Annotated in this window: 7 protein-coding genes; 6 read left to right on the top strand and 1 reads right to left on the bottom strand. The window is 40.2% G+C overall.

What is annotated here, in order from left to right; all coding sequences use genetic code 11:
* The first annotated feature begins 53 nt into the window (after positions 1–53).
* Positions 54–791 (top strand): pyridoxine 5'-phosphate synthase, encoded by a 738-nt coding sequence (gene pdxJ / locus AKG98_RS03925; RefSeq protein ID WP_067041700.1) that lies wholly within the window; start codon positions 54–56, stop codon positions 789–791.
* An 83-nt stretch (positions 792–874) separates the two neighbouring features.
* On the opposite strand, the gene barA is transcribed toward pdxJ, so the two are convergent.
* Positions 875–3,610, bottom strand: coding sequence for a two-component sensor histidine kinase BarA (gene barA, locus AKG98_RS03920; protein WP_067041697.1), 2,736 nt, complete (start codon positions 3,608–3,610; stop codon positions 875–877).
* Positions 3,611–3,728: 118 nt separating this feature from the next.
* Between barA and rlmD the strand changes: the two genes are divergently transcribed.
* From rlmD to AKG98_RS03895, 5 genes are all read left to right on the top strand, one after another.
* Positions 3,729–5,063 (top strand): 23S rRNA (uracil(1939)-C(5))-methyltransferase RlmD, encoded by a 1,335-nt coding sequence (rlmD, locus tag AKG98_RS03915; protein ID WP_067041694.1) that lies wholly within the window; start codon positions 3,729–3,731, stop codon positions 5,061–5,063.
* A gap of 40 nt (positions 5,064–5,103) precedes the next feature.
* The gene (gene relA / locus AKG98_RS03910; protein WP_067041690.1) at positions 5,104–7,350 is read left to right on the top strand and encodes a GTP diphosphokinase; all 2,247 of its coding nucleotides are present in this window, start codon (positions 5,104–5,106) and stop codon (positions 7,348–7,350) included.
* A gap of 381 nt (positions 7,351–7,731) precedes the next feature.
* Entirely contained in the window at positions 7,732–10,938 is a 3,207-nt protein-coding gene (locus AKG98_RS03905; RefSeq protein ID WP_067041687.1) for an HD domain-containing phosphohydrolase, read from the top strand.
* A 208-nt stretch (positions 10,939–11,146) separates the two neighbouring features.
* The gene (gene mazG / locus AKG98_RS03900) at positions 11,147–11,941 is read left to right on the top strand and encodes a nucleoside triphosphate pyrophosphohydrolase (protein ID WP_067041685.1); all 795 of its coding nucleotides are present in this window, start codon (positions 11,147–11,149) and stop codon (positions 11,939–11,941) included.
* Positions 11,942–12,093: 152 nt separating this feature from the next.
* Complete coding sequence (locus AKG98_RS03895) at positions 12,094–13,731, top strand: CTP synthase (protein WP_067041682.1); 1,638 nt, start codon at positions 12,094–12,096, stop codon at positions 13,729–13,731.
* Positions 13,732–13,763: the final 32 nt, after the last annotated feature.

Below are 13,763 nucleotides of genomic sequence, written 5' to 3'. Positions count from 1 at the left end.
TTGTTAATAAGCCACTAAAAGCAGATAACTATTTATCAATAAGGGAATTAAACGTGAATAAGATCTTTTTAGGTGTCAACATTGACCATATCGCAACCCTACGTCAAGCTAGAGGCACAACTTACCCTGATCCTGTGCATGCAGCGTCTGTCGCTGAATTAAATGGCGCAGATGGTATTACAGTGCATTTACGTGAAGATCGTCGTCATATTCAAGATCGAGATGTGCGAGTGCTAAAAGAAACCATTCAAACGCGTATGAATCTGGAAATGGCCGTTACTGCTGAAATGCTGGATATTGCGTGTGAGATCAAACCTGAGTTTGTTTGTTTAGTGCCTGAAAAACGCGAAGAACTGACAACTGAAGGTGGTTTGGATGTACTTGGTCAACAAGATAAGATCACTCAAGCGGTTAAACGTTTAAGCGAAGCAGGTATTCTCGTATCGCTATTCATTGATGCGGACAAAGAGCAAATTGATGCAGCGGTTGCCACTGGCGCGCCGTATATTGAAGTGCACACCGGTGCTTATGCGGATGCAAAGTCTGAAGGCGAACAACAAGCTGAGTTGAAGAAGATCGCAGCTGGTGTGAGCTATGCGCATAACGCAGGATTGAAAGTAAACGCGGGTCACGGGTTGCATTACCATAACGTACAGCCTATTGCGGCTATTCCTGAAATTTATGAATTGAATATCGGCCATGCAATTATTGCACGTGCGGCATTTGATGGTTTAGGTAAAGCGGTAAAAGACATGCAAGTTATCATGCAAGAAGCGCGTAATAACAGCTAAGTTATTACCGCGTATACGTATGTAAAAAAAGGAGCCATTGGCTCCTTTTTATTATGTGGTTGTTAGTAGATTTAGATTAGCGGTTAATTGGGTAAATAGGGCTGTGCTTCTTTAATCACTGTTTCAATGGCTTCTTGTAGTTCAAATATCTCGGGTTCAACATCTTCGATGTCTGCGCCCTTACGTAAACCGCGCTCAATCTGATCGGCTAAATTCTGAATCGGTAATACCCCGCAACATGCTGCGCCACCGTGAAACTTATGAATGATTTTCTGAAATTCGGAGCGTGACAAACTCCGTGCTAAGGCTTGTTCAAGGTGCTCACTGATCTCAGGTAAGCTATTGATAAACATCTCTAGCATATCCACCGCAAGATCTTCTTTACCCATTGAACGTTGTAAGGTCAGTGGCCAATTTAAAATATGGTTTTGGACAGTACTGTGATCATGTGACGCATTGCTCCATTGCTGTAAGATACGCTTTAGAATGGACTCATCAATTGGTTTCGTTAAGTAATCATCCATGCCTTTACTCAGTAGACGGTCACGTTCGCCACTCATGGCATGTGCGGTTACTGCAATAATCGGTGTTGATTGATTACGGCTGCCGGAACGAATCGATCTACAGGCGCTAATACCATCCATAATTGGCATTTGAATATCCATAAAGATAATATCAAAATCCATTTTATTGGCTTTGGCAACAGCTTCGGCACCATTGCTACACATTTCAATGTGAGTGACTGAATCTGTCAACATTGCACTAATGAGTTTTAGGTTCGCAGGATTATCATCGACCGCTAAAATTGACAGGTCAATTTTGGCTTTTGGTTTTTCAATCTTCAGCTGCGGCATTGGCTGTTCAGTTGGTTTTTCTAAATAGGCTAATGCATTCACAAGTTTACGGTGATTACATGGTTTCGTGAGGCAATGCCTTGCGCCAGTTTGAATGATTTCTTCTTGTAAACAAGGGTCTGAAGAGTTAATTAATACCACGACAGCCGCATTAAGATCATGACACTGGCTCATCTTGTTATACATAGGTGTTAGATTGATTTCATCGTTCTGAGCGATAATCACGCAGTGGTAAGGTTGCTTGATATAATGTTGCCATTCGGCTTCGTTAGCACAATGTAAAACGTCCAGATCCCAACTATTCAGCAAGGATATTAATGAACGAGCGGAGTAGTTATCTACTTCATAGAGCAAGACTTGTTTACCTTTAAAATCACTGACTGGCAGTGGCTCAGATAATGAAGTCGAGGTCATATTAAATTTAAGCGAGAATTTAAAGTTAGAACCTTGGCCTAAGTCAGAATCAAGTGAGATCTCACCGCCCATAAATTCAACTAAGCGTTGAGTAATAACCAGACCGAGTCCGGTACCGCCATAACGACGTGAAATACTGGTATCAGCTTGGTTAAAGGCTTGAAAGAGTTGCGCTTGTTGTTGTTCTGAAATGCCAATACCGGTATCGCGGATATTCGTTTGAATAGTGACGCTATTATGTGTGGATTCCAGTAATTCAATATGGATATCAATATTACCGTTTTCGGTGAACTTGATGGCATTACCCAGTAAGTTAGTGATCACTTGCTGGAATCGGAATGGGTCACCAATAATGCCATCAGGGACATTCTTATCAACATGTAGAGATAGCTCAAGACCTTTATCATGCACAGTTGGTGCGAGTAATATGGCGGCTTCTTCAATTGTGTCGCGTAGATTGAATGGGATTTGCTCTAGGGTTAACTTACCCGCCTCAAGCTTAGAAAAGTCGAGAATGTCATTAATAATGCTAAGTAAATTCTTGGCCGATTTCTCAATGGTCTGCAAGTAATCGGTTTGATTCGGACTGAGTGACGTTTTTAATAGCTGGCGAGAGAAGCCTATCACCCCGTTAAGTGGTGTCCTTAATTCATGACTCATATTGGCCAAGAATTCAGATTTCACCCGTGCAGCTGCTTGCGCACGTTTTTTGGCCATATCTAATTCAATATTTTGAATTTCAATCTGCTCTAAGGTTTCCCGTAAATCAGAGGTTGCTTGGTCAATATTTTGCTGCATCTCTTCATGGTAGGCTGATAACGATTTGGCCATCGAGTTAATACCATTCTTGAGCAGGGCGAGTTCACCAGTATGTTCACCGATTACTCTGGCATCGAGCCGGCCTTCTCTGATCCGATCAACGACGGTGACCATGTCGGTAATGGGCTGGGTAACGTTTTTAACTAATCGCCAAGAGAAGATTAGCGCGGTAAAGAAGCCCAGTAATACAATAAATACCGAGACTGTGGTATCACGATATTGCAGTAATATCGCTTTGTCACGAATGAGCTGAATAGATAAATAACCGAGGATCTGTTCCGGGTTTTCTAAATTTAATGGGAAATTGGTACTGTCAATTTCGGCAATAATCGGAGAACGCAGAATGATGAAATCATCAAGTACTTCGACTTGGGTGATTTCCGGCAGTTTGCTGTTGTCGGGGTTCTTAAGTACGGAAAAATTACGGTGATAATTACTGGTTACAAACAGTTTATTATTGTTATCAAAAATGGCGATACTTTTAATCGTCGGCGCAAACTTGCGGTGGGTTAAACCGAGCAATTTTTTTAGTGATTCTCGGCTGTTTTGTAACATACCGTATTCACTCGCGATGGCCAGTGGCTCAATGATATTGATGCCCTGTTCAATTAGCACTGTCTCTAGCTGCTGATAGCGGTTAAAGGTGAAATAGCTGGCTAATAATGTCCCGATCAAAACTGTCGGTAAAATTGTCAGCGCCATTACTTTGGCACGAAGTCCGTATTTAGTCATAAAGTCATCTTATTGGTATCTGGTTTAATGCCATCTACAGAAGTTATTTAAGTATAAAGCGGGAAAGCAGGTTAGAATAATACCCTAATGATGACATAGGCAATAGTTGTATATCAATATGGCGCAAATTTTTAAAGCAAAAAAAGTACAGAAAACTCCAAGTAAAGCGGTCGAGATCACTATTGAAAAGTTAGATCACCAAGGTTTAGGCTTGGGACGACTTGATGGCAAAGCGGTATTTGTTGCTGGTGCACTACCAGGTGAACGAGTATCAGTGAATATTATTGAGCAAAAAAAACAATACGCAAAAGCGATTTTAAGAAAAGTAATAACGCCATCTGAGCAAAGAATTGAACCGGCCTGTCCGCATTATGCAACGTGTGGCGGCTGTAGTTTACAAACACTAGATAGCCATGTTCAGGCTGATTATAAACAAGCAGCATTGTTTAGTTTATTACAAAATTTCAGTAAAAATGATGACATTAATTTTGCGGATCCAATTCTGTCTCAGCCTTGGGAATACCGTCGTACAGCACGCTTAAGTGTGATGTTTGATCGTAAGGCAAAGCAGCTCGCATTTGGCTTCCGTGAACGTAATAGTAAATCACTGGTTGCGATTAAAGAATGCCCTGTATTACAACCGAGTTTGTCTGCATTGATTCAGCCATTACGCCAATTACTTGCTACGCTTACAGTGCGTCGTGATATCGGCCATATTGAACTGTTTTCTGTAGACTCGGGCATTATTTGTTTGTTCCGTATTTTAAAACCATTAAATGATAAAGATCAGGCATTATTACAAGCATTCGCCAGTGAACAGCAGTTAAGTATTTATTTACAGCCTGAGACTGAATCGGTGCTTAAATTAACGCCTGATACGCCCGCTGCATGGTACCAACTTGCAGATGGTGAGTTTAAGCTAAGCTTTACACCGGGCAACTTTATTCAGGTTAACCCAGTTGTAAACAATAAAATGGTAGAACAAGCGATTAATTGGCTTGAACTTAGTCCTGAAGATAAGGTCTTAGACCTGTTCTGTGGTGGTGGCAATTTCAGCTTGCCGATGGCACGTTTATGCGATTCGGTTGTTGGTGTCGAAGGTGTTGATGAAATGGTGCGACAAGCTCAAATCAATGCAAAGGAAAACAATGTTGATAATGCGACGTTCTATCAAGCGGATCTGTCTGCAGACTTTTCTAAGCTCGCGTGGGCAAAAAATAGGTTCGATAAAGTATTATTAGATCCTGCTCGAGCGGGGGCTGCAGAAACAGTGCAATATTTACATAAACTAAAAGTAAATAAAATTGTCTATGTATCTTGCAATCCAGCAACATTAGCGCGAGACTCGAAGTTGTTGATGGAAAAGCATTATAAATTAACACGCCTTGGTATGATTGATATGTTTCCACAAACGGGACATGTTGAGTCAATGGCGTTATTTGAACGCGTTTAGCGCGTGTATTTTTTGGTTTAATCTTGTTAGGAATTAAGACATGGTTGCGGTACGTGATTCTCATTTGACCAACCCGGAAGACTTTGATGCGAAGACCTGGACGTCTTCGTTAGCACTCACCTCGACAGAGCAAGATGAATTATTTGAGTTATATTCTCAATTAGCATTAAAAGAAACAGCTGAATCCTTAGAGGATGAAGCTGAACTTCATTTCCCGTTACTTGCTTACGGGGTGGAAATGGTTGAAATATTGATGACCATGGATATGGACATGGAAACCTTAAAGGTCGCTTTACTGTATCCATTTTTTAATGCCAAATTATATGATAACGAACAAATTGAAACCTTGTTTGGCAGTAAATTATTACCCTTATTAGTCGCTGTTGTAGAGATGGATGCGATCCGTACGCTACAGGCAAAATCACAAAAACCATCGGAAAGTCAGGTGGATAATTTACGTCGTATGTTAATGGCGATTGTGGACGATGTACGCGCAATTGTGATCAAATTAGCGGAACGTATTTGTCATCTTCGTCAGGTTAAAAATGAATCTGAAGAAGAGCGCGTACTGGCTGCGAAAGAAATTTCAGATATCTACGCGCCTTTGGCTAACCGTTTGGGTATCGGTCAGCTTAAGTGGGAACTGGAAGATCTCTCATTCCGTTATTCGCATCCTGATACCTATAAACAGATTGCCAAACTATTACTTGAACGGCGTATTGATCGTGAAGAGTTTATTGCTAACTTTGTCTCGCAAGTTAAAACGGGTGTTGAAGCTGCTGGCGGTAAAGTCGAAGTTTACGGTCGTCCCAAGCATATCTACAGTATCTGGAAAAAGATGCAGAAGAAAAATTTGGATTTCACCGATTTATATGACGTACGTGCAGTGCGTGTGATTGCGGCAGAATTACAGGATTGTTATGCTGCTTTAGGGGTTATTCATAATTTATTCCGCCCTATTCCAAGTGAATTTGATGACTATGTAGCAAATCCAAAAGCCAATGGTTATCAATCAATCCATACCGTTGTCGCGGTAGGGGATGAGAATAAAGCCGTTGAAGTACAGATCCGTACTAAGCAAATGCACGATGACGCTGAATTAGGTGTTGCTGCGCATTGGCGTTATAAAGAAGGTTCTGATAGCACCAAGCAGGGCAGTTACGAAGAGAAAATTGCTTGGCTACGTAAATTATTAGCATGGCAAGACGATATGACTGAAAGTGGTAGCTTAGTTGATGAGTTACGCAGTCAGGTATTTGATGATCGTGTGTATGTGTTTACCCCAAAAGGTGATGTGGTTGATATGCCACAAGGTTCAACGCCGCTTGATTTTGCTTACTATGTGCATAGTATGGTTGGTCATCGCTGTATTGGAGCGAAGATAAGTGGTCGTATTGTCCCGTTCACGTATGAACTACAGACTGGCGATCAGGTTGACATCATCACTCAGAAAAATCCGAATCCAAGTCGTGATTGGTTATTACCAAACTTAGGCTATGTGAAATCGGCGCGTGCCAGAGCGAAGATTAATACTTATTTTAAGCGTCTTGATCGTGATAAGAATGTCGCTGCTGGTAAAGACATGCTAGAAGGTGAGTTGCATAAACTTAAGCTCCAGTTGTCTGATGCGAGCTGTGCCTTCGAGCGTTTTAACTCTAATACGCTAGAAGATTTATTGGCTCAGGTTGGTAGTGGCGATGCGCGTCTTAACCAAGTGATTAACCATATTAAAGTACTGCTATTACAGCCAAGTGCGGAAGAAGAAGATAAGCTTGCGCTAGAGTTGGTTGACCAGCAAGTACAAAAATCACAAAACCAGCCGAAGAAAAAACGCAATAAAGATCATATTGTGGTGGAAGGCATGGGGAATTTGATGACCCATATTGCGAATTGTTGTCAGCCGATCCCAGGTGATGACATTGTCGGTTATATCACGCAAGGCCGTGGTATCTCGATCCACCGTCATGGCTGTTTACAGTATGCTGATTTAAGTAATCGTCAACCAGAGCGTATTATTGATGCGGTTTGGGGCGACGATTTCAGTGGCGGTTATCGTGTTACTCTAGTGGTACATGCAACGGATCGTAGTGGTTTATTACGTGACTTAACGACTATCTTTGCGAATGATCGTATCCATGTTGTCGGTATGAATACTCGGTCGGATACCAAGCTGCAGACTGCTACATTAGAGATCAATATTGAATTGTATAATATTGATACCTTAAGTCATTTGACCAACCGCATGAGTCAGGTTAAAGGTGTGATTTACGCTAAGCGCTTAAGATAATTGATTACGTAAATATGTATCTGTAATTTAGTGATTTATAAAGCCGGTATTGTGATTTCAATACCGGCTTTTATCTCAGATAATAATTTTACTTGTCGGTATGTCTACATCTGAAGTATTAGCGATAGGTATTATGCCAAGTCTTTTTCTTGTAATTGTTGCATGTTATTTCCTTTTACCAAATAAAACTAACACCAAAAAACATACTTTAATCCACATGTTAGAAACTCCTATCACCTAATTACTTGATGTACATCGCATTCTATTTATTTTTATCGAATACTCTTTCTAATTAGACAGAGTGCTCTGTTTATTTGCGGTAGCGTATGAAAAGTATGCTTTAAAGTTGTATAAAGTAATTGAATTTAAGGATGAATAGCGATGAAATTAAGGAAGTTTTCACTGCGCTTTACTGTCGGTACCATGTTTGTGCTTGCAACACTTATCACTGGATTTGTTGCGGTATCTTTGCAATACCATTTCAGCAAAAAAATGGCGATGGAACACACGCTGCAAAGTCTATCTAAGGCATCTTCAGATTTATCCGCATATATACAAAATTTAGAGCGTGATGCCTCTAATACGGCACGCTTATTGGTAGCGATGAACCAGATGTTTGATATTCAATCTAATGAGACAGATCTGAGTAATATTCTTGCCGAAATCATGACTGAAAATTCATTATTTTACAGTATCTATGTTGGCTCAGAGAATGATGATTTTTATCAATTGATTAACCTTGATTCTTCACCGATTGTACGAGAAAAGCTTGCTGCAAATCGGGATGATCGCTGGGTTGTTATCAAGATAACGGGTGATAGGCAGAATCGAGTACGTGGCACTTATTATTACGACAGTCGATTTTTATTACGAGAAGTAAGCATTAGTAAGAGTAATTATTTTCCAACCGAAAGACCTTGGTATGTGGCTGCGAATACAGACTCGGTATTTAAAACCAAGCCCTACTTATTTCAACATTTAAAAATTACGGGTCAAACCTACTCACTTAAGTTTAAAGAAAAAAATAACCAAAATAAAAGTAGCATCCTAGGTATTGATATTGTGTTGTCTTCTATCGCAGAGAACTTGTCGAATAATTCATTCGATTTAAGTGATATTAGCGAAATTGAGTCTTATCTATACACAAAATCTGGCGAAGTTATCTCTTCAAGTCGTCAAGCCGCTAAGCGCATTGCAATCCCCGAATCTGATATGTTGGCGTTAACAGCGCAGCAGCGTAGCGTTATCAGCACAGCTGCGACAATAAAGATATCAAACCAAAATGACTGGGTGCCGCTTGATTTTTCTTTATCCGGAAAACCTCAAGGGTACGCTATCGATATATTGCTGTTGATTGAAGACATGACGGGGATTGATTTTGAGTTTATTAATGGCTTTTCTTGGTTCGAGTTAATCGACAAGTATAACAATGATTCTTTAGATGGATTACATTCGTTACAGCAGAATCAGAGCAATAGATACTCAGGTGTATATAGTGATCCTATTTATGATTTAAATTTTGCTTTAGTGACGCGTACGAGTAGTGCGGATGTGCATAATTATGCCGAATTGACAGGACAGAAAGTTGCGATCTTATCAGGTTGGCCTATGACAGCTAAATTACGCCAAGATTTCCCTCGCATTGAGTTGATTGAATTTGTGGATAGAAATGCTGCATTTAAGTCTGTTTCGGAGGGGGACACAGACGCATTATTAGATGTTAAACCGGTACTCATTTCTGGATTATCGCAATATTTCTATAAAAATCTTAAGTTGCATGATGATATTATTGATCTAGCAGAGCAATTTTCTTCAGCGTTTTACATCTTGCTTAAACCTGAGCATGAGGACCTGATTCCTATTATTAATGCTGCGATAGCTAATATTAGTGATAACCAGCGAGCGGTACTTGCGAGTAAATGGCTTGGGGATAAAGTGATACACGAGAATATGATGGTGCCCTATCAAGACTTAGTATCGTTAACTGGATCACAAGGTAATCATGATCAAATTATGGATCGTGTCATCGAAGGCCAGGAAAAATTAGTTTATATCAGTCCTGTTAAAGTTGGCGCCAGTTCGGAAGAGTTCTTCGCTGTAGTCATACCGAAAAAAGTGATTTATCAGAAGGTGAATGAGCAGGTGAAAATAGCTATTTTCGTGACCGTTATTTTCATGTTATTGATGTTGCCTTTAGCTTGGTTGTTTGGTGCCCCCATTGTAAGACCAATTCGACAATTACGGATTGAAACTAGAAAAGTACAAGAGCGGCGCTATGATGAAGTGCAATTAGTGGATACGGCGATAAAAGAAGTCTGGGAATTATCTGAAGCGATGATGGATATGTCAAAAGACTTACAGCAATATGAGGCAGCACAAAAAGAATTCTTAGAAGCGTTTATTAAGCTTATTGCGCAAGCGATTGATGATAAATCGAAATACACGGCTGGTCATTGTAATCGTGTGCCAGAGCTTGGCATAATGTTAGCAGAGGTTACTGAACAATGTGATTCTGCATTATTTAAAGATTTTAAATTTGCTAACGCGGATGAGAAACGTGAATTTAGAATTGCGGCTTGGCTGCATGATTGTGGCAAGATCACGACACCTGAATATATTGTCGATAAGGGCACTAAATTAGAGGCAAATTACAACCGTATTCACGAAGTTAGAACGCGGTTTGAAGTGCTATGGCGTGATGCTGAAATTACCGCGCTCAAACAACAAATTGTATTACCAGAGCATAAGAGTACGATTGATGCTGCGCTGAAGGTCAAACAACAGAAGTTGACCGATGATTTTGCGTTTATTGCTGCATCGAATGTAGGCGGTGAGTTTATGAGTGATGATAAAGTTGCCCGCGTGAAGGCCTTATCAGAACAAACATGGTTACGTCATTTCGATGATAGTTTAGGACTGTCTTCGGTTGAAGAACTGCTGAAAAAAGAATCGTTAAATACCCGTTTACCTGTGATTGAAAAATTGCTTGCAGATAAAGCTGAGCATATTGTTGAGCGAGATCGTAAAGTGGAGTTTGACCCTAAGTTTGGTATTAAAATGGATGTTCCAGAGCATCAGTATAACTTAGGAGAAGTCTATAATTTAACGATTAGTCGCGGCACGTTAACCGCGGAAGACAGGTATAAGATAAACGAACATATGATCAGTACCATTAAGATGTTAGACAACCTTCCCTTTCCGCCAGAATTAAGTCGTGTCCCGCGTTATGCTTCAACTCATCATGAAACATTAAAAGGCACGGGTTATCCGCGTAAACTGACTGCTGATGACCTTTCTATTCCAGAACGAATCTTAGTGATCGCGGATATCTTCGAAGCCCTGACCGCGTCTGACCGTCCTTATAAGAAAGCCAAACCAGTTAGTGTTGCTGTTGATATCATGTACAAGATGGCCTTGGACCAGCATTTAGATATTGAGTTATTTAGATTATTCTTACAAAGCGGTACGCATATTAAATATGCGCAAAAATATCTGAAGCCTGAACAACTCGATGAGATTGATTTAAGTAAATATCTGCAACCAGAACAGTTAGATGAGGTTGATTTAAGTAAAAAATTGACTGCTTAATAGTCATCATAACGTACTGTGGAGCATCATCAGATGATTCATCGTGCGTTATAACCCTTCCTAGTTCATTTAGTCACGCCTCTCCAAACGTAATGAATATCATTATATACTCACTGATAAATAATTTAGTCTCAGTTTATTGATCTATTTAAGGCAATGAGTCAGGATCTCGGGATTTCGCATAAAAATTGAATTAATAGGATTTATCTTGAAAGAAAAGTACACGATTCATGATTTACGGCATATTGTTGAACAATTACGTAATCCAGATACAGGATGCCCTTGGAACCTGCAGCAAAACTTCGTGTCGATAGCTAAATTCACTCTAGAAGAAGCTTATGAAGTGGTTGATACAATTGAAAATAATGACTTTGAAGGCCTGGAGGGTGAAGTTGGTGATCTGCTTTATCACGTACTCTATTATAGCCAATTAGGACAGGAACAGGCGTTGTTCAGCTTTGATGACGTTATTCAACAGCTTGCTGAGAAATTAATTCAACGTCACCCACATATTTTTGGTGAAATAAAACTACAATCTGAATCTGAAATTATTGCCGCATGGAAAAAACAAAAGTCGAAAGAGCGTTTTGAAAATCATAAAAAGCCGGCTCAACACAGTGCATTAGACAATATTCCCAATGCTTTTCCTGCACTGGTTAGAGCCACGAAAATACAGCAGAGAGCCGCCGATGTTAATTTTGACTTTGAACATTATAAGCAAGCATTATCAAAGGTTTACGAGGAGGTTGAAGAGGTCGTTGCAGAAGCGGATGCCGCAGTTGTTGATCAGGTTAAGTTAGAAGAAGAATTGGGTGATTTATTGTTCTCTGTAGTGAACGTCACACGCCACCTAAAACACGATCCTGAGCAAGCACTTCGTAAGGCAAATGAAAAGTTTGAAAAAAGATTTAGACAGGTAGAAGTACTTGCATTACAGAATGGTAAGGAACTAAGTGATTGTTCTATAAAAGAAATGGAATCATTTTGGCAGGAAGTGAAATAAAATTACAACGTATGATCTACCGCACAGTTATCGAAAAACGGCAATGCTATACTTGTCAACATTGTGGGATGAGGGGGATTTGTTTATAATGTCGTCCCTTCTGGTATATATTCAATAATACACATTTAATCCCTAACAACTTCAGGTTATGTATGACAACTAAGTACGTTTTTGTTACTGGTGGGGTAGTATCCTCATTAGGTAAAGGTATTGCGGCAGCATCATTAGCAGCTATTTTAGAAGCGCGTGGCTTAAAAGTCACAATGATGAAACTAGACCCTTACATTAACATTGATCCGGGCACAATGAGCCCGATTCAACATGGTGAAGTATTCGTAACGGACGATGGTGCTGAGACCGATCTAGATCTAGGTCACTATGAGCGCTTTATTCGTACTCACATGACTAAACGTAACAACTTTACAACGGGTAAAGTATATTCATCAGTGCTTGCTAAAGAGCGTCGTGGTGATTACTTAGGTGCAACCATTCAGGTTATTCCACACATTACCAATGAGATCAAAGAACGCGTTATCGCGGGCTGTGAAGGCTTTGATATCGCGGTAGTAGAAGTGGGTGGTACGGTAGGTGATATTGAATCACAACCTTTCCTAGAAGCATTACGTCAAATGGGTGTGCAAATGGGCCGTGATCACACCATGTTTATGCATCTAACATTGGTACCTTACTTAGCGGCTGCTGGTGAAGTTAAAACAAAACCAACACAGCACTCAGTGAAAGAGTTACGTTCAATTGGTATTCAGCCTGACATCCTAATTTGTCGTTCTGATCGTAATGTACCAGCGAACGAACGCGCTAAAATCTCGTTATTCTGTAACGTAGAAGAAAAGGCCGTGATCTCACTGAAAGATGTGGACAGCATTTATAAAATTCCTGCGCTATTAAAAGCACAAGGCTTAGATGAGCTTGTGGTTAACCGTTTCGGTATAACTGCACCAGAAGCTGATCTAGCTGAATGGGAACAGGTTATTTTTGAAGAAGCTAATCCAACTGACGAGATCGTGATTGGTATGGTCGGTAAATATATCGAACTACCAGATGCTTATAAATCAGTAAATGAAGCACTTAAGCACGGTGGTCTGAAAAACCGTCTAAGTGTGAAGATCAAATACATCGATTCGCAAGATCTTGAAGTTCGAGGCACCGATATACTGAAAACAGTAGACGGTATTTTAGTACCAGGCGGTTTTGGTGAACGTGGTATTGAAGGCAAGATCCTTGCAGCACAATATGCACGTGAGAATAAGGTTCCTTACTTCGGTATTTGTCTTGGTATGCAAGTCGCGTTAATCGAATTTGCACGTAATGTTGCAGGTCTAGAAGGCGCTCATTCAACAGAATTTAACCCAGAGACTAAATTCCCTGTAGTTGGCTTAATTACAGAGTGGATAGATGAGACTGGTAAGGTTGAAGAACGTACTGGTAACTCAGATCTGGGTGGTACTATGCGTTTAGGTGCACAACTGTGTCATTTGAAAGCGGGTAGTAAAGTTAGAGAAATGTATGGTAGTGCGACGATTAAAGAACGTCATCGTCACCGTTATGAAGTTAACAACAATCTTCTAACTAAAATCGAAAAAGCAGGCCTAAAAGTAACGGGTTTATCTGCAGATAAAAAATTAGTCGAAATTATTGAGAATCCGAATCATCCTTGGTTCGTTGCGGCGCAATTCCACCCGGAATTCACGTCAACACCACGAGATGGTCACGCATTATTTGAAGGATTCATTAAGGCTGCTGGTGAAAATAAAAAATCATCAACTAGCTAATCAGAGATTTTAATATTAGTGCCGTGGTAACG

The organism is Moritella sp. JT01 (genome assembly GCF_001574435.1).
Classification (GTDB): domain Bacteria; phylum Pseudomonadota; class Gammaproteobacteria; order Enterobacterales; family Moritellaceae; genus Moritella.
This window is presented reverse-complemented; position numbering and strand designations above follow the sequence as displayed.